This window comes from Paraburkholderia azotifigens (genome assembly GCF_007995085.1).
GTDB lineage: Bacteria > Pseudomonadota > Gammaproteobacteria > Burkholderiales > Burkholderiaceae > Paraburkholderia > Paraburkholderia azotifigens.
Genome location: NZ_VOQS01000005.1, coordinates 77,974 through 102,428 on the forward strand (window position 1 = coordinate 77,974; position 24,455 = coordinate 102,428).

The window sequence follows — 24,455 nt, forward strand, 5'->3', positions numbered from 1 at the left end:
TACATGAACGATCCAAAACACATCGACCCGCGTCTGGACCCGACCCGCACGATCCGCGCCCCGCGCGGCAGCGAAAAAACCTGCAAGACCTGGATCGCGGAAGCCGCGTACCGGATGATCCAGAACAATCTGGACCCGGAAGTGGCCGAGCATCCGCATGCGCTCGTCGTGTACGGCGGCATCGGGCGTGCCGCGCGCAACTGGGATTGCTTCGACCAGATTCTGTCGTCGCTGAAGGATCTCGAAGAGAACGAGACGCTGCTGATCCAATCGGGCAAGCCCGTCGGCGTGTTCCGCACGCATGCGGACGCACCGCGCGTGCTGCTCGCGAACTCGAACCTCGTGCCGCACTGGGCGAACTGGGATCACTTCCACGAACTCGACCGCAAGGGCCTGATGATGTACGGCCAGATGACGGCGGGCAGCTGGATCTACATCGGCAGCCAGGGCATCGTGCAGGGCACGTACGAGACGTTCTTCTCGGTGGCGAACCAGCATTTCAACGGCAATCCGAAGGGCCGCTGGATTCTGACGGGCGGCCTGGGCGGCATGGGCGGCGCGCAGCCGCTCGCGGCGACGATGGCGGGCTTCTCGATGATCGCCGTCGAATGCGACGAGACGCGCATCGACTTCCGTTTGAAGACGCGCTACGTCGATAAAAAAGCAAAGACGCTCGACGAAGCGCTCGCGATGATCGACGAAGCGAAGAAGACGGGCAATCCGGTTTCCGTGGGCCTGCTCGGCAACGCCGCCGACGTGTTCGCCGAACTCGTTGCACGCAACATCACGCCCGACTGCGTGACGGACCAGACGAGCGCGCACGATCCGATTCACGGTTATCTGCCGCAAGGCTGGAACATCGAAGACTGGCGCGAGCGCATGAAGACGGACCCGCAGAGCATCGTGACGCCCGCGAAGCAGTCGATGGCCAAGCAGGTGCAGGCGATGCTCACGCTGCAGGAGCGCGGCGCGGCCACGCTCGACTACGGCAACAACATCCGTCAGATGGCGCTCGAAATGGGCGTGCAGAACGCGTTCGATTTCCCCGGCTTCGTACCCGCGTATATCCGGCCGCTCTTCTGCGAAGGCAAGGGTCCGTTCCGCTGGGTCGCGCTGTCGGGCGACCCCGAAGACATCTACAAGACGGACCAGAAGGTCAAGGAACTGATCCCCGACGATCCGCACCTGCACAACTGGCTCGACATGGCGCGCGAGCGCATCGCGTTCCAGGGCTTGCCGGCGCGTATCTGCTGGGTCGGCGTGAAGGATCGGTATCGTCTCGGCCAGGCGTTCAACGAAATGGTCAGGAACGGCGAACTGAAGGCGCCGATCGTGATCGGCCGCGATCACCTGGATACGGGTTCGGTGGCGAGCCCGAACCGTGAAACGGAATCGATGAAGGACGGCTCTGACGCCGTCAGCGACTGGCCGCTGCTCAACGCACTGCTGAACACGGCGGGCGGCGCATCGTGGGTGTCACTCCATCATGGCGGCGGCGTCGGCATGGGCTTCTCGCAGCACTCCGGCGTCGTGATAGTCGCGGATGGTTCAGACGCCGCGCACGAGCGCCTCGGCCGCGTGCTCTTCAACGATCCCGCGACGGGCGTGATGCGTCACGCGGACGCCGGCTACGAACTCGCGCAGAGCACCGCACATGAAGCGGGTCTCAGGCTGCCGATGCTCGGCCGCTGAACGTGCGGCCATCACGATCAATCTCTGCGTAGATTTTGTAGCGCCGCCGTCGAGAAACAGCGGCTGCGGCACGCACTGGTGTCGAATTTCACAAGCGGGCGGCACTCAATGCGTTTGGCTCGTGGGCGCAGCGGGCGATGTATTACTGCGCAACTCATGCGACGGATCGGGCTTGCCTATGTACGCCCGTCCTCGCTGTGGTCGGCTCGGATTGCGCGTCACGCTTAACCTAGTCATGACAACCGCCACCGCGCATGCAACGACAGCCCACCACGATATGACTCAATTCACTCAATCGCTTTTCCAATCACGCGTTCCTGGCGGCAGGTTGGCGCCGCGACGTGCTGCTGCAATGGGCCAAGCACGGCGCGCTGTTTCCGTTACTCCCGACCCGCAGCCGCCTTTGGTCGTCGAGCGCGCGAGAAGTCCCGTCTTGCATAGCATGCCGAACGTGCACTCGCACGCGTCTCAGCGCGTGATCGCTGACCTCACCGAATATCGGACCGCATTAGGTACAGGCACCCTCGACAGCTTCTGAATCTGGCGCGGCCCGGTGTAGCTCTTCGCGGCGCGCATCACGCCCCACGTGCTCGCATCGATCGCACATTGGCTGCACATCAACATGTTCAAGGCGGGCTACACATCCGTCTGCGAGTTTCACTACCTGCATCGCATGCAGGACGGCCAGCGCTATGGGAGCCAGGCCGCGCGTGGGCGATGCAGCCGGCGCAAGTGGCATCTGCGTTACGATGCTGCCCGCGCTGTATCAGTACCCGGGCTTCGGCGCACACCAGCCGCGCGACGACAAGCGGCGCTTCGACTCGCTGCTGTCATCGTTTTCGTGCTGGCAGCTTCAGATGTCGACCCGGGGGGCGAGGCTTTTGTCCGATCGAGGGGACCGGTCACCAACGTGGTTGCGCCAACCGGCGGAATGCGACCAACGTCGCCTGGTGACCAGGTCCGGAAGTTCGCGTCCCGGAGCGCAGGGGGCATTGAAAGGAACACCGCAAAGGTGCCCGCCCCGTCCAGTTATTGCGTAATGTCTAGACAACGGTCATGGTCACCCAGGGGTGATAAAAAATCTGCAAGTCTTTGAAGCGGTTAGCGCAATGCGCAGCCCGAGCCTAATGGGTCCGCGCCGTATTACACGTTGGCGTGGAGTAGGGGAGGAACACTGTAAGGGTTTACCGCATTCCGACGATACACGCAATCTTATATATTTGTATATACATGCAATACGCCTCAACGTCCATGATGCTGGGCGCGTCGACGCGGACCGGCGGCATATCCGCCACAGTCAGGTCAGCATAAGGTTATCTGGAGCAATGTGATGAATGAAATTGTTGACTATCGTAGGGCATGGGTTACCGTGGGCATGGTGTTTCTATTCATGCTCATTAACTTTGCCGACAAGGCAGTTATTGGCCTTTCAAGTACCTCGATAATCAAAGAACTCGGACTGACACATGCACAGTTTGGTGCGCTCGGGAGTGCCTTTTTCATTCTTTTTTCGATTTCAGGCGTTGCTGTCGGCTTCTTGTCAAATCGCATCAGCACAAAGGCAATCATGCTCACGATGAGCATAGTATGGGCAATCACGTTGCTGCCGATGGCGGGTACCGTGACCTTTACCGTGTTGCTTGCAAGCCGCATAGTGCTCGGGGCGGCAGAAGGGCCGGCGTTTCCAATTGCCTTGCACGCGGTCTACAAATGGTTCGGCGACGCCAAACGAGCGGTCCCTAGCAGCGTAGTCGCATGCGGTGCCGCATTCGGCACGGGCGTCGTGGCGCCACTGCTCACCTGGATCATCGTGCATTTCGGCTGGCACGCTGCCTTCATGGTGCTCAGCGTGATTGGATTCTGTTGGGCCATTCTTTGGGTAGCGTTGGGCAAGGACGGTCCACTCGATCGTCGTGCAGGGAAGAGCGGCGTCGACTCGACGCTGAAAATTCCGTACGTACGATTGTTATTCAGCCGTACCGCACTGGGCGTATTCATTGCAGGTTTTGCTGCTTACTGGATCATCGCGCTGAACATCGTATGGCTCGCAAATTATTTGGTCCGAGGTTTGCATCTCACGCCTTCGTACGCGGCTTGGATCGTACTGCTGCCGTCGGTGATGCAGTTGATACTCTCGCCCATATGCGCGTTCATTTCGCAACACATGACGAACGCTGGATATTCCAGTCGCTACTCCCGAGGCCTATTTGGCTGCGCGTGCGTAGCGATAGCGGGCGTCGCGATGATATGTCTGCCGCTGGCGCCGGTCGGCCCGCTTAAGATCGCGCTGATCGGCTTGAGTTTTTCGATCGGTAGCGTGGTCTTTCCGCTCGGAACTACGTTAATCGGCGAGATCAGCCCACCATCGCAACGGGGCGCCATGCTCGGTATTACGAATTCGATTCATACTCTTGCGGGCCTTATTGCGCCTGTCGCAATGGGAGTCATCGTCGATGTTGGCGTCGATCCGGTGGAGGGCTTTCGGACCGGATATGTAAGTGCAGGTCTATTGGTCGTCACGCTCGGTTTGATAGCTGCCTGTCTTATCGATCCGACGTCCGATCTTGGCCGGTTTCGGCGACTTGGCTTTGAGGCTAGCGAAAACCGGGATGATCATCGCAACCATCTCGCGGACGTACAGACGGCTAACAGTCAGTCTAAGAACGTCTTCGCCGATGCACGCGGGCTCGCGCAATAGCGACGCTTTTCCATGACTTGATGCGCCGTTGGGGGCGATTGCCCGCTGCTAACGCCCTGCACGCGCCCGGGTGCAGCCGTCAGGTCCGCACATATCTAATTCGTCGTTCTTCAATTATGTCGACCTTGGAGAAGCGAGGGGTCGTGATGATCGCTTTCGGACACTCGGCAATGCGTCCCGGAAGTGACTCTCCCGAGGTTTGCGACGTCAAGTTCGTCATTTGTATCGTGCCATGGTTTTTACCGCAGAACTTGTCGGGACACGGCCTAATGAACGCGAACTAACCTAAAGCTTAATACCTGCCGCTCAGTTTGTATCTGCTAGCAGGATGCCAGAGGGTAACGTCACTCGCGATTTGCCCCAGAGCGCGCGTCCGGCGTCGCAGCACCAGACACGGCTCGCCTATCGGCATCAACAGCGCTTGCCTTACCATTGCATTAGTCTTTCGTGCCGTTATCCAGTATTCCGCGCCTTGTGCCGGCGCAACGCGCATCATATATTCATTTGGGGTCTCGGCCTCAAAATCCTGTTCCAGATAGTCAGGGAAGACTAGGCTATTGACGTACCGGTCCTCGAATTGTATCGGCGTATCGTTGTCGAAATGCACGATGCGGGAGTGAAATGCTGTCCCGGTTTGGGGCAGCTCCAGCGTTTGCAACGCGGGGGTGTCATGAGTTGACTCAAGAAGCAGGATCTTGCTGCGATGCGCGTCACCACGCGAGCGGATCTCGTCGGCAATACTGCGGATCTCGATCACGGTCGATTGATATCGACGGTCGGTGATAAAGGTTCCGCGTCCGCGTACACGTGTTAGAACGTTTTCACTCACAAGCTCCCGAAGTGCACGATTTACCGTCATTCGCGACAACGAAAATTCGCTCGCCAAGGAAAGTTCGGTCGGAATCATGTCTCCCAGGCGCCACTGGCCTGTTTCTATCATCTTCCGAACATAGTCCTTCAGTTGCTGATACGCCGGCGTCGCCGTCGTCCCATTTTTTTCGGTATTCATAGGGATGTATTAAGGAGCTGGAAGGACAATTGTATAGGCATTTCCAGACGGTCTTCGGTCTGGAGGGAATTCAGCCGCGAATTCGTCGCGGCACGTCTCCGCAAAGTGAGCTTCGTTGTATCCTGAATTGGCCTAGCCCCGCGCTCCAAATGTTCCGCATGCAGCGCACGACGGTTGGCGTGTTCGTCAGACCGTTTGTCGAAGGGTCGATACGCTCAGGCCTGCCATGCATCTGTGCCTCATGATGCGCCTTGAGCGCATCCTCGATGAGCTGGCGCTGACGCAATCCGGCCTGAGTCTTTTCGTAAGTTCACTTATCCGCAGATCCTACGTTTGTCCGGATGCCTGCACCGCTTTGTTGGTAGTGGGCTAGGTGCCGCAAGATCCTATTGGCTTGGCAAGACCGTCGTTATGCCTCTTCGCCGAACGAATGCACGTGTCAATCGCCGTAGCGAGGAAAAAGTCCCGCCATATCACTGATTGTGCACCGATCAAGCATGACAACCATATCGGTGCGCAGTGCGAGCCCGGACGGTGACCATCCTCCACGGACCGGTCCGGCTCTGGAGGAGAAGCTACTTTCCCGCGTGATGCGAGCGAACGCCTCGCCGTTTATCGCGAGTTACGGGATGGTGCATTCGACGTGTGAACCTGATCAAGCCGTGGATTTTCTCAGCACCGGAGACAAAAAACCTCGCCTTGCTTTGGGGCCGAATGACGGCCTCCGGAATTTTTCGGCGTCCGAGATACACGAGCTACATGCTATCGCCTGTCGAGGCGTTGCTGCCGAACGTATATCCGGAGCTTGCCAGCTCGTACTGGCATGCGTAGTTCGAAATACTGGTGCGTGCAAATGCCGGGCTGGGCGACAGTCACGGGCGTGCAAAGTCCTCTAGAGACAATTCCAGGTACGAGGCTGGGTGAGCGCGCAGCTTTCGTTCAGCGATAGCTTGAATGCGCGGGAAGCCGTTCTCGTTTTGAGAATTCGGACCTCACTTGCATGCGGTTGCAGCCAGAAGTAGGCCTCCAGAGCAGCGAGCGTGACGACACAATCGACCGTGCCATTTCGATGCGTGAGCGTGAATCTCACTCCGCGTCGATTCGCGAGCGCTTGGGCTTCAAGTGCAACGGATTCCATGCCAATAACGTCGATTGTGATACTCGTGTCCCAATTGTTGCACATTCAATGCGATTTGCGTACTCGCCCGGCGCAATCGGGCAGGCGGTGCCATCGCCCATCGTCCGCAGCAACGGCTAACGCGCGAAAATCGGCCTCGACCGATTAGCCGCGCCCTTTAGTGGGCTCGATTGGCAGTGGTTCTCCGGGAGCCGGTCTTAGCCAGAATGCCACGAATCATCGCCAGAGACTGTGCGCCCACTGCGGTCGTGGTTGCCGGGCCGGTCGAATGGAAGTAGGGCGGACGAACGCCTATCTGTCGGCAAACTGCAGAAACAAACGGCTTGGGCGTAGGACAGCGCGCGATCGCGGAGACAACCGACGCGTCGCCGACGCGCATGCGAAGCCACCCCAGAGTCTGGCGATCGCGCTCGTTGTAAATCCTGACCAGATGTTCCATCATCGCCTCCGCGAAGCGTGTATACTGTATATCTAACCAGGTAGTAAATTTATACAGTATTTAGCGGTTTGGCAAGCATCGTGCTGATCAGTGGTTCAGGCGTGTGTCGTCGACCGACTGCTGCGATAGCCCTTGATGCGGGCCGGGTTGCACGGCCGCCTCTCTCCCGTCCAAGGTCGGGCGAGTACTCGAGAGAGCGAGCGGAGCGGCAACGCGGATGTGCGCAACTCAGGTATTTCGGCGTCGAAGCTGGTGTTCACCGTATCTACTCACTCAAGTCTGTGAGTAGCGGTAGGGATCCGGCTCACCCGCCTTTGATTAGCAGATCCGGGCAGGCAAACCACTAGTTAGCCTCATGTTATCGGTTGCAAGCCTGCGTCTCGCGTGACGTTCGCGCAGTTAAGTCCTGCTGGCGTGCGTCACCATCAAGGGAACTCTTTACTTGCACGGCACGGCGTAGACGCTTGTTCTAAGGATATGTGGTTTTCGCAATTGTTATACGGTCCGCCTTCCTGTAATGTCACCGTTCGCAAGTGCCCATTCATTCGCGAACACGCGCGTTCTTCACGGTGAGTTCGCCATGATACTTGGCCGGACAGTCGCCCGAGATGCGACGATTATCAAAGAAGTTCTGAGAGATTTTTGTACGAGATGAACCGAAATGCTCACACCATCGAGCACTTGGAACGGTGTCGTGAAAACGGCCGCGTCCGACGCGCGCTTGCTGCGCGCCTCAACACTGCGTGCAGAAGAGCCGGCGTGAGTTCGGCACGCGTCGCCAAATCGGCTGGCGTCAGCGAACGGGATGTCAAATTCTGGCGGCGCGGGATCACTTCTCCAACACCGCAGGCGCTCAAGCGGATAGCAGCCGTCATCGATGTGGATTTCTATTGGCTATGTACTGGACAAGACGCGACCGTCGCAAGTCGGTCATATGCCGGTCATCATTTTGATGGGGCTACACGACGATATGACAACGATGTATCTTATCGGACGCGGAAAGCCGATATTGCGGCTAGACGCCTCACAGCGTAGTTTTCAAAGCAACCGGTAATTGCCGGGTTCGATCAACGCAACCGCATTTAGGAATGACGGAGAATGGCAACAGGCAAAGTGAAGTGGTTTAACGATGCGAAGGGCTTCGGGTTCATTACGCCGGACGATGGAGGAGAAGACCTTTTTGCGCACTTCTCCGAGATCCGCGCGAACGGCTTCAAGTCGTTGCAGGAAGATCAGCGGGTTAATTTCGATGTAAAGCAGGGCCCCAAAGGCAAGCAGGCGGCGAACATTGAGCCGCAGTGATCGAGTGATCACGCTGGCAGGACCAGCGCTGAGCTCTGCAACGAGGCCCGTGGCTTGGCGCTTCTGGAACTGGTAAGCGAAGGGACTTTCCGCGACAAATGCGGCGAACGTTCGGAATCGTTGTTAGATGATGGACCGTTGGCGGCTGCAGCGTATTCAACTTCTCATCATGGCGGCACAGCAGCTCGTGTGCTGCAAGAAGGATGCGGGCGCGTTGCAGGCTTTTTCGCACTGGCAGCTGCTGTGCGCTCCCCTCATAGTTCTTGCCAGCGACGGGCTATCGAGGTCGCGACTAACGCGGCTTATGCCACCGCCGATACGTGCTGACGCTCGCTCAACGGCGTCTTTTTGACGGTGTTGGTGGTATGGCCGTATTGGCTGGTTTTCCACTGGCGCACGTCAATGATCCGGCGCTGCGCACCGGCTCGTTCGGCCTTGGAGGTCAGCTGCTCATGCAGCGCCGGGTGCGTGGTCGAGCGGGCAACTGATACCGTGGACCGACTCGCGCACTTCGAGGCCTCCGGCCGAACTGAACACGGCATCTCACAATACCGCATCCGCGAGGTGGAAGGCCGGTTTTGTTGTGTCGGGAAATCCGGAAACCCCGCAGCGGCAGCCCATCTCACGTTTCGCCCTGACGGAAGCGGGTGCATCAAAGTGAGCCCGCCAGACACACGATAACTCGTTAGCGATCGCCAGACAACGTGGCTTGGTTGTCAGCAATCGGTTTGAGAACGTCGGCGGTCACTGCGTCAGCGCATTGTGTCGGGAAGTCGCACCGTTCCCGTCCGCTCCCGACTGTCGCGGTCGAACTACAGCAACCGTGCTGCGACAGGTACCGAAGACCAAGGGCGCCATGCGGCTTCAGTGCCTCAGCGTAAGCCGTACCGGCATTTTGCTGGGTACCATTGTGAAAGCGGCGACTTCCTGGATAGTACTTGCATCGACGGCAAGCCGGGAAACGAAGCCAGCAGACAGCATCGAGATAACTAGTCGCATCTCAACTGTCGAAAGATGTCTCCCCGGACATACCCTCGGTCCTCCGCCGAACTGCAGATGGGCACGCACTTCGTGCGTGCGATGCTCGGAGGCTCGATTGTGCATCCAACGCTCAGGATCAAACTCGTCCGGATGATCGAAGTTGTTCGGATCGAGCATCGAAGGCCGGGTCAGAAAGAACATTCTTGACCCAGCTGGAAGATGTACGCCGCGATGCACGACGTCATGTAGTGGCTCAAACGCATGGACCGGTACCACCGGTCTGAATCGACTCGTTTCAGTGCAAACAGCCTCGCACAAATCGAGCAACTTGAGAGTATCGTAAGTCGGACAAACATTGGCGTGTGCTAACGCCGCGCGGGACTGCTGGGATATCCGATTTTGCAAGGCGTCGTCGGCAGTCAGATAAAGCAGCGCCCAAGCAATGGAATTTGCCGTCGTATCTTCACCCGCGAGCAACATGGTCAAGACATTCGCCGCGACTTCATCATCTGTGATACCAGACCCCGGAGCGTCCCGGACCCTAAGCATGGCATCAAGCAAGTTACCAGGTTCAGCGTCAGGGCAATCTCGGATGCGCTCGCGCGCACGTTGCATCGTCAGTCGCACGTATCGATGCACTTCAATCAGAGAGCGGTCCAGTTGACGATCCCGTGGCAACTTGATGTAACGCCAGTAGCGAACTGGCGCGTTTATCCGATTCATTAGCATTGGGAAAATTACCGCGAGATGCTCCTGGATGACGTCCCCATCCTGCTCCAGTGTTTTCGGGTCGTCACCGAAGGCGAGCGCGCTTGTGACGTCAACAGTATAACGTTTGAGATCGTCAGTCATCTCAACTACGCTGCCGCGGCGTGCTGCGCGTTTCCATCGTATCCTCAGCCGTTCGGTTATCGCTGTCAGGGTGGGATAAAAGGCCTTTATGTGGGCTATCGAAAGAGCTTGCATCACCAGTTTTCGTTGCGGTTCCCATGCTGCTCCTTCGACGGAGAAAACGCCGTTGCTCCCCATTTCCTTCAGGATGTCCTCAATCGGGGCGTACCTCCGATATCCGTAGGGGCGATCACGCATGATCATGTGGCAAAGTTCCGTGTCGTCCCAAACCGTGACAGGTCGACTTCCGATTTGGAACCGGAACGGCGTGCCGAGCTCTTTGGCCCATTCTTCCAAAATAAGATGCGCGCGTGACGGGGTCAGTTGGTGCGCGTTTCCGATAAGAGGCAAGCCTCGGGGCCCCGGCAGGTCAGCGACTTTACGTGTCGTGAGGGGCTCGGCAGACGCTGTAGCCATTTTTGTCACCATTTAATAAAGGTTCGCCACATGTGTGGGTGCGGTGAATTGCCCCGAAGGCCCGCAACTGAACAATAGGCAATGCGACTGCGGACGCTGAAATCGATGATGTAAGAGACGTTTGACGAAATACTCGGTCAACTCGTGATGCCACATGTGAGGTATGGGCTTTTCCGTGTCACATTCGACGGTGGCGTCTAGCGGCAACGCCATACAACACCCAAGCGCGCATTAGGTCTTGTGCCTGGACTGCATAGTTCTATGATCGGGTCCGATAAAGCCGTTTGCGGGATTGATTTAGAACAACCGGCCGAAACCGTGATTGCGTAATTCGTGGAAGCTGGACACGCGTTTCGCGTGAAGGTGGACGGCTGATTCGCGCGAAGCTGGACAGTCGGAGCGCAGCGACGCGGGGTTTCCGATTTTTACTCTGATCGGGGTTTGTCGGTCAAACTCTTTTTGTGTTTGCGCATCGACTCGCCGCTGAGATTGACGCGATAGGTGTTGTGCACGAGTCGATCGAGAATGGCGTCGGCGAGCGTCGGATCCCCGAGTACCGCGTGCCAGTTCTCAATTGGAATCTGACTTGTCACAAGCGTCGAACGGTGGCCGTGACGATCATCAAGAATCTCCAGCAGGTCGCGCACGGCGCCGTCGCTCATGGGCGCCATCGCGAAGTCATCCATCAGCAGGACGTCCGTCTTTGCCCACTGCGCCAGCAGGCGTGCGTAGCGGCCACTACCGTGGGCAATGGCAAGATCCTCGTTCAACCGGGGCATTTTCAGATACAGCGTTGAGAAGCCCTGACGGCATGCCTGGTTGGCCAGTGCACAAGACAGCCAGGTCTTGCCAAGACCGGTGGCGCCTATGATCACCGTGCTGTTGCGCTCGCGAATCCAGTTGCACGTCAGCAGCTGGCCGATGAGACTGCGGTCGAGTCCCCGTGCCGAGCGGTAGTCGATGTCCTCGGGCACGGCATCGGGGAACTTCAGTTTTGCGCGGCGTAGCCGCGCCGTCGTCTGCCGTGATTCGCGCACGCTGGACTCTCGCTCAACAAGCAGACCCAGTCGTTCCTCGAAGCTCATTGCTTCGATGTCGGCGAGTCCCTGCTGCTCGGTGAGCGCGGCGGCCATGCCGCTCAGGCGTAGCTCGTGCAGCTTCTCGATGGTCGGATGTCTGAGCATATTTCTCCTTCAATGGTAGTAGTTGGGCCCACGCACGTTGGCGTGCGTAAGCGGTAAGTCGGCCTGTGCAGATGTCGGCGAGGGTTGCTGATCCAGACCGTTCTTCAGCGTTGAGGCGATGAACTTGTACCCCGGCGCTTTGAGATCGATGGCGCGGCAGCAGGCCACCTCAAGTCGCTCGTTGCCATAGTCCTTTGCGAGCCGAAGCACACCAAGACAGGTGCGATAGGCCTGCTGCGGATGCTGGCGACCGCCCAGCAGATGCTCGATGACTGCGGCGGTGTATGGGCCGATGCTGTCCGCCCAGTTGCGCAGGCGCTGTGGGTCCCAGCCAGTGACGGCCTGATGGTTAGCGGGCATGTGTTCATTGAGCGTGGTATGGGCGCCGCGCCGGTCGCTCTTTGCGTGCGCGGCGATACGCTTGCCGCGATGGAAGATCTCGACCGTCGATGTGGTGTAACGAAGGTCAACCTGTTCGCGCGCAAAGCGATGTGGGACCGAGTAGTAATGACCAGTCAGTTCGACGTGATAGTCGATGCCGACGCGGGCGACCTTCCAGTCGGCGTACTGGTACGGCAGCACAGGCAACGCCTTGAGCGCCGGACGGTCAAGTTCCTCGAAGGCGCTGCGGCGCGAACCCGGCAGCTTCTTGAAGGCCTTGTTGTTCAGGCTGGCGAGCAATCCGGCGATTGCCCGGTTCGCCTCGGCCAGACTGAAGAAGCGCTGCTTGCGCAGCCGGGCGAGAATCCAGCGCTGGACCAGGAGTACGCCCTGTTCAACCTTTGCCTTGTCGCGGGGCTTCCCGCTGCGAGCCGGGAGGACAGTGACGCAATAATGCGCGGCCATTGCTGCGTAGGTGCGATTGATCAGCGGATCATAGAAGCTGGGCTTGTGTACGCCTGACTTAAGGTTATCCGGCACGACAATCTCAGGACAGCCACCGATGAATTCGAACGCACGCACGTGCGAGCCGATCCAGTCCGGCAACTGCTGCGTCCAGGTCGCTTCGGCGTACGTGTAGTTCGACGCGCCGAGCACTGCGACGAAGAGCTCCGCCTCACGGATCTCGCCCGTCGCCGCATCGATGATTGCGACCCTGTCGCCGGAGTAGTCGACGAACAGCTTCTCGCCCGGAGCGTGCGTCTGGCGCAATGTCAGGGGCAACGAGCTGGCCCACTGGCTGTAGTGCGTGCAGAACCACGTGTACGCATAGCCGTCCGGATGCTCGGCCTTGTACTCGTTCCACAGCAGATCCAGCGTGACGCCCTTGCGCGAGAGCTCGCGACGGACGGTGGGCCAGTGGGGTTCGGGCCGCTGCCCCTCGACCTGTGGTGGCGGCGGGTACAGCAGCGCTTCGAGTTCATCGTCGGACAGCGTCGCCGACACCGCCCAGGTAAGCCCTGCGCGCTCCATGCGCCGCACATACTGTCCGACTGTCGTTGGAGAGGCACCGACTGCCCGGGCAATCTCACGCTGCTTAAACCCGCAGTCGAAATGCAGGCGCAGCACTTCACGAATTTTACGCATGGTCAACGTTGGATATGCCATGTGGCCTCTCGACGAAATCGTCGAGCGTGCCACGGTTGACCCGCGTCGCTACATCAGAGCGTTACTGTCCAGCTTCGTGTGAAATCGCTGTCCAGCTTGCCGTGAAATCCGTGTCCACCTTCGCGTGAAATGCCTGTCCAGCTTGCCGCGAAATCACTGTCCAGCTTGGTGTGTCACGGATCGGCGTAAAGGCGCCGGGGATGATCGCCGTAATGGCGCCAGTTGGAAGTGGTGTTAAACGCGGATTCGAACGGCCTCAAGAATGCGGTTTTTTACTGGATTTTGCAACGGCAACTTCGCCGTTTTCAGGCATCGGTTTGGGCTTGCGGAAGCTCTCGCCCTCGATGACGATGCGATAGGCACCGTGGCGTAGGCGGTCAAGTGTCGCGGCGCCGAGGACCCGGTTGTCGGGGAAGGCATCGCCCCATTCGCTGAGGTCGAGATTGGATGTCAGGATGGTAGCCGCCCGCTCATACCTGGCCGCCACCAGGTCGTGGAAGTCTTCGTCGTGTGGCGCGCGCAGAGGTTTGAGCGCGAAGTCGTCAACGATCAGCAACGGCACGCGCACGAACTGCTGGAACTTGCGTTCGTAGAGGCCCGTGGCGCGAGCCGCATGCAGTTTCCTGATCAGATCGGTTTGCGTGACGAACAGCACGTCACGCCCCTGACGTGCAGCGCAGTGGCCCAGTGCCTGGGCAATGTGGGACTTGCCGACGCCGGTTTGACCGACCATCAGGATGGCCACCTTCTCGTCGATGTAACGACCGGTGGCGAGATCGTGGATGTGCGCGCGGTTGAGCTTCGGCAGCCGATCGAAGTTGAAGGTCTCCAGTGTCTTGCCTAGCCCGAAGCCGGCGCGCACGAGACGCGCGCCGAGCTTCTTCTGGTCCCGCCGCGCGACTTCATCATGCAGAAGCATGGCGAGGAATTCCGTGTAGGCGAGCTGTCCGTCGATTGCCTGACGGTTGCGCTGCTCGAGCGAGTCGAGCACGCCCGACAGGCGCAGCTGCTTGAGGATCGTATTTAGTTCGGGACTGGGATTCATGATGTTCAATGCAGGAGAAGGGAGTGGAGGTCACGACCGAAGCGGCCGCCGTTCAGATAGGTGTCAGCAGGCGCCGTTGACGTTTGCGCCGCTGCTGCGGCGGACTGGCTGTCCAGTCCCTTGTCGAGGATGGTCTTGACGGTGCGGTACTTCGGGCTCGCGAATGCAAGCGCACGCTCGCACGCGGCGTCCAGCCGCTGATCGCCGAACTTCTCGCGCATACGGACGATGCCCTGCGCGCCACGCAGGTTCACCAGCACCGTGTCGTTGAACATCGCGAGAACCAGCGCGTGACAGGATGGCCCGATCTCCTTGGCACGAGCCAGGCACCACTGCGGATCGTGTTCGAGCCACGCCTGCGCCGCCGGCGGCTGGTGGTCTCGCACCGTGTGGCGCTCACCTGCCTTGCGCAGTCGCGGATGGGTTGCGATGAGTTCGTGCTGGTGGAACAGTTGTACAACCGTATCGGTCGATTTGAGCCAGAGGCTCTTGCCAACCAGCGTGAACGGCACGGAGTACAGCGCCTTCTTGTAGACGACGTGTCCGTCCGTATGCACCTTGACTTCGCTCCATACAGCCAGCACCGGCGCAACGTCAGGCAGCGTCGTGAGCAGCGGCTTCTCGATGGCAAAGCGCGCCAGCGGCTGCTCGCGCGTCGTGCCATGTTCGCGCGTGCTGGCCTGCTGCATTATCCATTCGCGCAATTGCCGGTTGGCATCGGTCAGGTCGCGGAACGTGCGCAGTGGCACAAAGGATTTCTTGACATACTTGACGCCCGACTCAACGATTCCCTTCTTCTGTGGGTCGTGCGGTGGACATGCGTCGATCCGGAAGCCGTATCCCTCAGCGAGCGCGGCGTACGAGCGCTGGACCTCTGGGCTGTACATGCAGGCTCTGGTGATTGCACACTTCGCGTTGTCGATGATGACGCGACCCGGGCAGCCACCGAGCCACTCGAAGGCGCGACGGTGACACGCCAGCCATGTCTCGACGGTCTGGTCGAGCACGAGCTCGACATACTGGTGCCGCGACCAGCAGAGGGTCATGACGAAGAACCACGTCTTGATCTGCGCGCCCGATTCATGTGCCAGTACCGGCCCGGAGCCGAAGTCGACCTGTGCGGCCTCCGCTGGCGCAAACTCAAGGATCGTTGTGGCCGGCACGCCGCGTTCGGCCCTCAGGCCCAGCAGGATACGGCGCACCGCCGAGTAGCTGCCGGCGTAGCCATGGTTGCGTTTCAGCGCGTGGTGGATCGTAGTGCCCTGGACGCCGGCGTCATGCCAGTCACGGATCTGCTCACGAAACGGTTCGAGCGTGGACACACATGTGCTCGGCAAGTGCGGAGTGCGACCGAACACGCCGGCGATCACGGTATCGTCAGGCAACGGCTGCCCGGGATTCAGCCAGCCGCGCTCGCCGGCCATACGACGAACAGCGGTCAACTTCTTGCGACCCATCAGGCCGCTACGCGCGATGTCGCGATCGGAATCGCCTTGCCGCATGCGGACAAGGACTTGACGGTACTCAAACAATTCGAACCTCCGGTTGGTCATGGACACTCCGTTCAGAAAGAACGGAGCGTACCCATCTGGAAAGTTCGAATCGCGTTCAACACCCGGCGCCGGTGGCGCCTATACGCCGATCATCGACTGGCTCCTTTACGCCGGTCACGGACTGGCGCCATAACGCCGATCCTACGCTGGCGCCTATGCGCCGATCATCCGGTGGCGCCAATACGCCGATCCCGGAATGGCTCGATAACGCCGGTCAGTGACATGGTGTGAAATACGCAACCGTGATCATCGCAAAGCCGGTAGCGGCGCCCGATGCGGTCACGATCCCGGCCATGTCCGTCTCCGTCACATGCAGAGAACGTTAGACCGTGGGGCGTACGCATGCAAGGGAAGTAGCAGCGGCCGTCGCGGACAGGAGTCCGCGCAACGTCCGATGAGAATCTCATGACGCGAGGCATACTAAGCGGTGTGCTGGGGGCGACTTTCCGTTGTTGGAACAAGTTAGCAAACGGACCCCGGTGCCCGACGCATGCTATGTCGAAGGCCGTACCGTGGGTCATCATGCGTCATCGCGCGCATGACGGTTGAACATGTACCAACCGACGTACCATCGAGTGCATTGAGCAAAGCGCTGCAATGCATGCACGGGCAGTGATAGGAACCGGCCCGCTACGTCGGAAACGGAAACTGGCCCATACTCACCAACCTGTTGCGAAGATGCGATCGCGTTCGTCGCAGGAAGGAAGGGAAGGTTGTTCGCGGACGCCGTTGCCGGTGCACGCGCCAACGCCGAGCTTTTCTTGCTCGACGAGGCCTGCAATGCGAACTGGATCGATCCTTATCGCTTTCTCATCTGGCTGTTGGCCAAGTTGCCGCTCGCTGCTACTGTTGACGACTACGCCGCAACGTTACCAGCGAATCGCGGCGCGCGAACGCACCCAATGCATCAGGGCATATCATCGTCGTATGCAAAATACCGGATTCCGCTGCCTCGCGGTATCTCAATGTCGAGCTACCGAGCTGGAATTCAGTTTTTGTCGCGTTGCCAAGTCAACTGCTTGCCGGAGTATTGCACCGTTTGTTCCCCACGACGGCAAGTCCAAGTCGCACAAGACAGGCCTCTGCCGCGAGCACGGCCCGGTGCTAGCGTATTACGCGGCGCTTGATGGGACGTCAGATATGGTTAATACGCCAAAACCTGTCGCAGCCGGCGGGACATACGCCCATCGCGGCGACCGCAATTTATACAGATTTCACGCTCTTTCGCCTTCGTCGCCTGTGGGACCAGCGATCTTGCGGCTTTTGAGCTCCGCCGCCACCGAGGTTGCCAGCTGAGAAAACAACTCGAGCTTCTCGATTTTCTCTTGCAAGGCCTGTCGAGCAAGTTCGTCCGCATCAGGAGCCTCCTCGTTGCCTGACAAAAAATCGGCGAGGCGAATCTCCAAGGTAGCATTTGCTCCTGCGTTGATGGCAGCATCCAGCCATGGGGCAACCTTCTCCGATGCCTCGCGAGACGCAACGCCAAGTAGATACTGAATCAGGACGCGCGCAGAATAGTCCAGATTTACGGCTGCTTCCAGGAACCGATTGCCCGCGAGATCTGAGTTATCCGGCGTTTGAACGTCGGGGCGGCTGTGGATGAATCGGAAACGGTTCCCGCTGTCCACCTCGAGGGACGTAAGTGTCCTGAGGAGCGGCGCTAATTCACGAAATGGCTTCGTATGGTCGGGCAGGTTGTTTCGGTGATTCCACAACTCATAGATGGCCTGCGCGCAGGCATCCTGCGCAACAGATCGCGCCTCGGGCGCCGCACGCTCCGCTGCGTCGATTCGCTCGGCAATGTAGTGAGCCATCCACTGTGCCAGCAGGTCGTCTGCGAGATTGAGCTCGATAACCAGACGTTTTCCAAGTTCAATCACGGCGTTTGAGCGATCGGGCGATTCCATCTTCACCTATCAGGTAATAGCGTGCGTAAGGCCATGGATACGGTTCGAACACGTCCTGGTCCGAACCCCCGCGGGGCGGCTTGCGACGTATCGATACGCTGAGCATCAAGTACGTCCCGGGATTTTGCGTCAAGAGTTCCAGCAAGAATTCGCGGTTGCAGCTCAGGCGGTTTCCCGCTATGTTTTCGTCTTCCGGCTTATAGCCGACTGCTCGAGTCCACGATTCACTGCGGATAGATGCTCCTGCAGCGGAGCTCCAGCGCCGCCTATCCGCCTGCGCGTTCAGCCCTAGCTTGTCGACGATGGACGAAGTGGGTCTCGGCCCAGGATATTCGACCTTGCTTGCCCAAGGATCGTATCCGTCTAAACGAGCAGTATTGTTCCTGCTATCTATCCACGCCGCAAGACGGAAGCTACCGGAACTGACATCGCGATCTTCGGCCGCTGGCAAGTAGATATTGTCGGGTCGAGGCGACGTCTGCAGCGCGGCCAGAATTGCCCCCGCCGTATCTTTGGGGACAAGAACGCTGCGTACCGAGACTGTTTCCTCGTCGTCGCGCTCGCCGCTGCTCCAGTAGCCCCAAAGAACGTGCAAGCCGTCATCGGTCAACAGTTGACGGTCCAGATGCTCGCCCGTTACGCTCCAGCACCACGTTTTGTCTCCGTACCCTCGCGGATCGGGCGGTGGTTCCGTGAGGTGAGGGTCGCGTCGGTCTGCGAGCCAGTGCCCATCGCTTCGGGTTAAGAGTTGTCCTTCCAGCCATTCTTCAAAGTCATCAGTCGTCTGGTCGGCGGCCTTACCGACAGAATGTGTCTCCAGCAGCCGGGCTGCAACAATCATCATCGCGTGATACGAGTTGTATGCGGTCAAATCGTCAACTCGAGGCGTAGTGCCGTGAGAGTGGTTGGTATCCTCATAATGGAGGATTTTCCGCTCGTAGCGCGCGTCTTCAAGATCTGCGCCATAGCTCGAGGCCATCCGATCGCGCAGTACATCCCGGGCGCGTCTCTCCATCGATTCCTGGTTGATGCCGAAAACCTGACCTAGCGGCGCGAACCAGTATGGGCCGATGTCGATACCGAAGTAATACTTCTCGTGTCCCGGCAGGTCAGGTGCATTGGCGTCGTCGTAGTCATCGTCGTCAGACACACCACGGGACCTGGTATGCACGTGCAAGGGCTGTCTCCGGATGTTGGCCTCGTCGGGTGCCGCATCGGTTGTCGTCGGTATGACGCCTGACATGCGCAAGATCTTCAATGTTTCGACAGCAAAATGCCTGATCAGAACGTGTTCCTCATCGGCAGACGCTGTCAGAAACGGAACAAACGGTTCGACGGCAATTGGCCGGTCGATGGCACCTCGAGCAAGCGCAATGAGCAGCCACTGGCGGGCATGCCATTCGTAGAACACGAGTCCGCCGTCGGTGAAGGGAGCCGGGGAGCCGGCGGTTGCGCGCACGGCAAGTGCAGACAATAACCCGGTCCAGTTTAGTTCCACACACGTTCTGACCGCATGAGCCGTCTTCCAGCGCTCGCTTGCTGCTGGCGAGCCGAGGCCGGCCCATAGATAGCCAGCCAAAGCTTGCTCGCACGATTGCGCTGGCGTGAGCTCCTCGCGCCAGGGGCCGTCGCCGTCTTCGGAACGTAGCATGCCATCGAGCAGACTCAGCCCAAAATTCAGCGCACTGTCTGCTTCATCCTGGGTGAGACAAGATGTCAGCGGATCCACGAGAAGGAAAAATCCCCGTGCATCAAGGGTATCAATTCTTGCCGCATATCCCTGCAAAATCGCCGTGACAACGTCTTTGTCGGTCACGATGCCTAGCGTGTACAGGCGTTCCGACGGGAAGACCTTTCCCCAGCCGCTACGCTGCGAGTACTGCGGTGTGTTTCGACACGCCGCCAAGGTTGCCTCGCGTAGCGCCTCGCGAACTGACAGCGACCTGAAACCGAGTGGTGGAATGGCGTCGAGCAGATCTCGAAACTTGAAAATCCCGAAGTCGGGCCATGAAGCAACGGCGCGGATGAACCCGGCCATCCGGCTGTGGCCGCTGCGCACAAGCCCCTGCTTGAAGAATTCTTCGACTGAATACGGCGGGTCGAAGCTCTTCAGATCGCCGTACGCTCGACGCAACGACGCCTGGTTCGTCAGATCGAGTCCAGCGAACAAGCTGCCCCAGTCGGGTTCTTTGCGTTCACTGCTATCGTAATGTTGCGGTGTCGGCTCAGGCTGCGGAGACGCCAAACTGTTGCGTCGTGCTGCGGCCGCGAGCAGTCGATCGATATCGGGCAACTGGACCCCGAGCGCGCGCCCCTGCTGGGCCATACCAGTCCAGGTTTCTTCGTTCTGCGGGTCGACACGCACGTAGCGATATGCGGCGCGAAGAATCTGTTTCTTCCGTTCCATATCTGTCTGCGCATCGATAGCTCGCTTGATGTCGTTCAGGCTATTCAACCCCGCGTCCAGGCCGGCTAAAGCGACTGTGACAATTGCGGGAAGTTGACTCACTTCCACGAGGCTTCGGATTGCCTTTTCGATCTGGCGTTCGGCAGAACCGAAGTCCCGGTCACGCCATCGGCTCAGGATAGCGAGGGTCGAGGACGGACAAAGGGCTAGCAGCGCCTCGACGGTTGTTTGCCAGTCGAAGTGTTTGTCACGATAGACATACCTATACGTCAGCTCCGCGGCTCTTGCCAGACGGTAGGCAGACTGCGGGCGGGGTGTCTGTTTCTTCGAGCTGGCCTTTGCCAGATGAAGCATTGCTATCCATCGGTCCAGATTTTCGTCACCGATGTTGTCGGAGATTTCGACGGCCCGGCCAAAATAAGCGGCAGCCTCGGCTTTGTTGACCGGCAGCACGGCGCGAGCCAGGAGCTGATAGGCATCGGTTCTCGTTTCAGCATGTTCCCTGGAAGTTTCCAGGGACTCGAAGGCTGCGATTGCCAGCTCCATCGCGAAATCAGACAGCCCGGGCGAGTGAGAAGCGATTCGACACATCACCGTCAGGGTATCTGGCGAGATGTGGTTATCGTGAGTGCTGATCCAGTCGCGAAGCACCGCCACGGAAGCTTCGGTAGTAACGGATGCGTCCCGCAGCACCCGGATCCATTCGATAGCCACGACATTCCGAATGTGCGAACGAGACTGGTAATCTTGCGACGCAACGCTCTTGTCCAGCGCATCTTTGACCGCCGCATCAAGATTTGACGGCGAGCGCCCGCATGCGACCTCTGCGCTGAGTACAAACCAGGGCAGAAGGCTGCCTGTAGTTCGTTCGAACGCAGTCGTATCGGACCCGCGGCTATAAGAGTCCCTGGTTTCCAGTTCAGAACGGACGTCCGGCGGGGCGATGGAAAGTAGTGTAAGCCGGTCGTTTCGCAATGCAGCCTCAAGCGCGTACGCTCTGAGCAGCGGTGAAATGTCCGCGCCGAATCTGTCGGAGAGAACGGTCGGTGGCGTTTCCGGCAGATGTCGACGAAGAATGCCTGACCAGCTCGCGTCGTCTCGTGGAAGCACGCGTAGCGACATTGAGACGGCAGCGGTAACAGCTTCCAAGGTATCCCAGCGCTCGTTCCACTGGTCTGAACCTTTGATTTGCACCCGACGGTCTGCCAAGGTGTGCATCACCTGGGCGAGCGGTGCGGGCGGAAGACGATGTCCCACGCGTGATGCTTCCGCCACGATTCCGAGCGACAGCCAGAAGTTGTTCGCGCCGACCAACGCCAGCGAATCGAGTTCGCCGTACTCGCCTAGGTCGAGCAGTCGCCGCGCGAGCAATCGTGCTGCGTCAAAGGCCAGGCGACGAGGTCTCCAACTGCCCAGAAACTTGGCGGCCGCTTGTGGTCCCAGTACCCGCATTCGTGCCAGTGCGAGTTCTGCACGATCGCTATTCGTGACCGTCTTCCGGTCATCTGCTGGGCTCCGGGCCCAGGCGTACAGCCATTCCATGGCCATGCGCAGTCTGCTGCCAGCTTCAGCCAGGAATTCCTTGCGCCCCGAAAGAAGCCCAGCCTCGTACGCATGGTGCGATCCGATCCAGCTGCTACCAAACGTGCGCCGCGATACCAGCTCATCAATCCTGTTCGGAGAAAGCAGCACGCCCGCGATGTCGCTGTTCTGCTGTATCAACGCGGTTTGGCGCGTTGCTGCTGCCACCTGGCCGCCGGCTTTCATCGAAAGCTTTGCAGCATCAGCGTATCGCCCTGCCTGAAGGCAAGCCTTGAGTGCAAATGTCAGGCGTTGTATCTCCACATCCCGTCGTTCTATCGCGTTTGTAGCCGGCAAACCGTCTTCCGATAGTGCCAGCGCGACAAGTTCATCCATGAGCCCGGCGGAGAGCATCAGTTGAGGAAGGGTCGAGGCGACGTAGGAGCTGTCACTGGCGAGAGGCCGCAGTCGCGCCAGGAATGACTCCAGGTTCGCGTGTGCTGGCTTGAAACGATCACGGAACCATGTCTCGGTCGGTTCGTCGGTGAAGTGGAGGCTGTTTCCCTTTATGAGTAGCGGGCGTCCGAGATCGAGCGCGAAGCTACGCACAGCGCTTTCAGGAATGCCAGAAATCTGTGCCAGAACTGAGACCGGTACGAGCGGCCGAAGTACCGCCAGGCCTTGGCAGATGAGGTCGATCTGCGCTGCTTCGGTCTTGCCTGCCTGATGTTTGAGCTTATCGATCGCGCCTTGCAGCAAATCGGCGATAGCGTTATCCACATTCGACTGGGTTGGCCCCAGTTTTATGAGCATTTCCGAGATGTTCAATTTTTGCTCAATTGCCAGAGCCTGGACTCGAGCGTTCGAGCTGCTCAGAAATGCAAACTCAGCGACGTCTGTTTCGGTCGCATCGGGGTAGTGCCGTAGCAGGAACGCCTTCGTTTCCGCGAAACTGAAAGGGCGTAACTCGATTTCGTGCGCGTCACTGGGTGCGCCGAGTCGTGCTCGACGGTGCGTCCTGCAGGTGAAAGCGAGCCGCACGCCCTCAGGTACTGCCGTGGAAATGAGATCGCGGACGAACGGATTGTCGCCTTGCTCCTCGGCTGCCATGTCTGCGTTGTCTGCAGCATCGACTATCAGGCACAGGCTCGCCTCGGGGTCGCGTGCGCGAAGCAGGTTGATAGCCTGTTCGATTCGCCCGACAAACGCGCGCATGAGATTCTTGGCATCTGCGTGCGCGGACGGAATCAGCGGAAGGCACAGACCCAGTGCGGCCAGTTCGTTCGCAATCTGTACCAGTGCATCACGATGGCGGTGCCGAAGATGCAATGAATTTCGATAGAGTCCATCGCCAAAGCAATCGTACAGCACGGCGACGGAGCCTTGAGGCATCGACGTAGCAAGGCGCGAAGCGATGACAGATTTGCCCACGCCGCCATCGGCATGGAGAACGATCGGGCGTGTTGTCGAGAGTAGCGCCGAGCGAATCTCGGCTTCCTGCTCCCGGGGAAGTACCACGGCCGGCGCGTTTATCAGGCAAGGCGCGGGCTGAAGTTGTGGCTCTGAAACCTTCAGGGCGCGCAGAACATCGTGCCGTCGGATTGCCGGATCGTTGGCGAACTCCGAGGACGCCTTGCGTGCGACCAGTTCCTTCAGTTGCACGGGAGCATCGTAGTCGGCCTCAGACAGGTACACGCCGACGTCTTGGGCAAGCAGATTCCGCTGGGCCCACAGATTAGGCTCTTCGCCTTCGACCGAAAAGATGCTGAAGAAGTCGGACGCTTGGTCACCACTCAACCCGGCGTATCCCAATAAGGTGGCCTGGACCGTGGGATGCCGCGGTGCACGGCCGGCCGCCAGGTCTTCGAGTGCCTCAAGCACTTTCTGGTCGATTGGGCGATTGGTTGTGAAACGGAAGCGGAATCTCGATTTGACATCTGGCGCCGCGAACTGCAGCAAGAGCGCGGTGAAGCGTTTGGCGAACCCTTGTAATGTCTTCTTGAGACCGCTCGCGGTCCACACGGTCTGCGCGTGTCGCGTCGAATGTTTGAGCTGCGTGTATTCAACCCGAGGCGCCTGAGCTAACGCTTCACTGCCCCAGTAGAGCCCAACGTCGATCAGCTCGTCGCCATCGTCCACGGAGGACGAGCCTTCTGACGTCGATGCACCTTCGATGGATACGGCGACAAGACCGTTTAAACCCCGTAGCAGCGCCAGACAATGACGGGCCGCCCAGTGATAGTGGAACTGGTCTCCGTCGCGGCTGGGCCGCACCAACTCATGTTCCGCCATGTCTTTCGTTGCTCCTCGTGTCGTCCGTCAAGTTTACCGAAAACGAGGCGACCGGGAGGCTTGCCGGATCAGCGCGGCGAAGTCTCAGTGTGCAGACGATGCTTCGCGCAACACGAAGCGGCGCCGTAGTTCCATCAGACAGCGGGGCAGACGGTGTCGTGAGCATAAGGATCTGACCTTGCCCGCACCGACAGTGCTTCTACGCAGATTGTCGGCGAGTCATTAAGTCAGCACTAAAGATTTGTATCAGCTTGCCGTTACCTCCTGAATGACGCCGGTTCCACGTGCGTTGAACTGCTACATCAGCTGGGAAGGGTATCCATCCGATGCGGGAAGCATGTTCATGGGCTGCCGGTTAATTTAATTTATGGCTGAATGTCTATGGTTCGAAAACTCCTGGTACCTGGCACCTCCAGTTCAGACCTAGCTGC

Annotated in this window: 14 protein-coding genes and 1 pseudogene; 5 read left to right on the forward strand and 10 right to left on the reverse strand. The window is 59.1% G+C overall.

Annotation, left to right across the window (positions count from 1 at the left end; translation table 11 throughout):
• Positions 1 to 3 precede the first annotated feature (3 nt).
• Together hutU and FRZ40_RS32095 are read left to right on the forward strand one after the other, a co-directional pair.
• Positions 4 to 1,692: a urocanate hydratase gene (gene hutU, locus FRZ40_RS32090; RefSeq protein WP_147236894.1), complete on the forward strand. Its 1,689-nt coding sequence runs from the start codon at positions 4 to 6 to the stop codon at positions 1,690 to 1,692.
• Between the two features lie 1,330 nt (positions 1,693 to 3,022).
• Positions 3,023 to 4,390 carry an MFS transporter gene (locus FRZ40_RS32095; RefSeq protein WP_147236895.1) on the forward strand — a complete coding sequence of 456 codons (1,368 nt, stop codon included), beginning with the start codon at positions 3,023 to 3,025 and terminating at the stop codon, positions 4,388 to 4,390.
• A gap of 292 nt (positions 4,391 to 4,682) precedes the next feature.
• On the opposite strand, the gene hutC is transcribed toward FRZ40_RS32095, so the two are convergent.
• From hutC to FRZ40_RS46470, 3 genes and pseudogenes are all read right to left on the reverse strand, one after another.
• Complete coding sequence (hutC, locus tag FRZ40_RS32100; protein WP_147236896.1) at positions 4,683 to 5,399, reverse strand: histidine utilization repressor; 717 nt, start codon at positions 5,397 to 5,399, stop codon at positions 4,683 to 4,685.
• A gap of 872 nt (positions 5,400 to 6,271) precedes the next feature.
• A pseudogene (locus FRZ40_RS45360) lies at positions 6,272 to 6,537 on the reverse strand (DUF1488 family protein).
• 157 nt (positions 6,538 to 6,694) lie between these two features.
• A complete protein-coding gene (locus tag FRZ40_RS46470) occupies positions 6,695 to 6,979 on the reverse strand; it encodes a CppA family protein (RefSeq protein WP_477634451.1) in 285 nt (94 codons plus the stop codon).
• 648 nt (positions 6,980 to 7,627) lie between these two features.
• Here FRZ40_RS46470 and FRZ40_RS32115 point away from each other — a divergent pair.
• The 3 genes from FRZ40_RS32115 to FRZ40_RS44190 all read left to right on the forward strand — a co-directional run bounded on the left by FRZ40_RS32115 (position 7,628) and on the right by FRZ40_RS44190 (position 8,766).
• Entirely contained in the window at positions 7,628 to 8,011 is a 384-nt protein-coding gene (locus FRZ40_RS32115) for a helix-turn-helix domain-containing protein (RefSeq protein ID WP_147238469.1), read from the forward strand.
• A gap of 63 nt (positions 8,012 to 8,074) precedes the next feature.
• Complete coding sequence (locus FRZ40_RS32120; protein ID WP_147236897.1) at positions 8,075 to 8,278, forward strand: cold-shock protein; 204 nt, start codon at positions 8,075 to 8,077, stop codon at positions 8,276 to 8,278.
• 320 nt (positions 8,279 to 8,598) lie between these two features.
• On the forward strand, positions 8,599 to 8,766 hold the full coding sequence (locus FRZ40_RS44190) for a hypothetical protein (protein ID WP_158647056.1): 168 nt from the start codon (positions 8,599 to 8,601) through the stop codon (positions 8,764 to 8,766).
• 376 nt (positions 8,767 to 9,142) lie between these two features.
• Here the strand turns inward: FRZ40_RS44190 and FRZ40_RS32125 are convergent, their stop codons facing one another.
• From FRZ40_RS32125 to avs3a, 7 genes are all read right to left on the reverse strand, one after another.
• Positions 9,143 to 10,567 (reverse strand): cytochrome P450, encoded by a 1,425-nt coding sequence (locus tag FRZ40_RS32125; RefSeq protein ID WP_147236898.1) that lies wholly within the window; start codon positions 10,565 to 10,567, stop codon positions 9,143 to 9,145.
• A gap of 425 nt (positions 10,568 to 10,992) precedes the next feature.
• Positions 10,993 to 11,751, reverse strand: coding sequence for an IS21-like element helper ATPase IstB (istB, locus tag FRZ40_RS32130; RefSeq protein WP_137337201.1), 759 nt, complete (start codon positions 11,749 to 11,751; stop codon positions 10,993 to 10,995).
• 9 nt (positions 11,752 to 11,760) lie between these two features.
• On the reverse strand, positions 11,761 to 13,299 hold the full coding sequence (gene istA / locus FRZ40_RS32135; protein ID WP_147235074.1) for an IS21 family transposase: 1,539 nt from the start codon (positions 13,297 to 13,299) through the stop codon (positions 11,761 to 11,763).
• Positions 13,300 to 13,555: 256 nt separating this feature from the next.
• On the reverse strand, positions 13,556 to 14,344 hold the full coding sequence (istB, locus tag FRZ40_RS32140; protein ID WP_086916871.1) for an IS21-like element helper ATPase IstB: 789 nt from the start codon (positions 14,342 to 14,344) through the stop codon (positions 13,556 to 13,558).
• A 5-nt stretch (positions 14,345 to 14,349) separates the two neighbouring features.
• A complete protein-coding gene (gene istA / locus FRZ40_RS32145) occupies positions 14,350 to 15,876 on the reverse strand; it encodes an IS21 family transposase (RefSeq protein WP_205019856.1) in 1,527 nt (508 codons plus the stop codon).
• A gap of 1,235 nt (positions 15,877 to 17,111) precedes the next feature.
• Complete coding sequence (gene avs3b / locus FRZ40_RS32150) at positions 17,112 to 17,804, reverse strand: AVAST type 3 anti-phage protein Avs3b (protein ID WP_240057406.1); 693 nt, start codon at positions 17,802 to 17,804, stop codon at positions 17,112 to 17,114.
• The gene (gene avs3a / locus FRZ40_RS32155; RefSeq protein WP_147236899.1) at positions 17,770 to 24,024 is read right to left on the reverse strand and encodes an AVAST type 3 anti-phage nuclease/ATPase Avs3a; all 6,255 of its coding nucleotides are present in this window, start codon (positions 24,022 to 24,024) and stop codon (positions 17,770 to 17,772) included. The genes avs3b and avs3a overlap by 35 nt, the downstream gene beginning before the upstream one ends.
• Between the last annotated feature and the right edge of the window lie 431 nt (positions 24,025 to 24,455).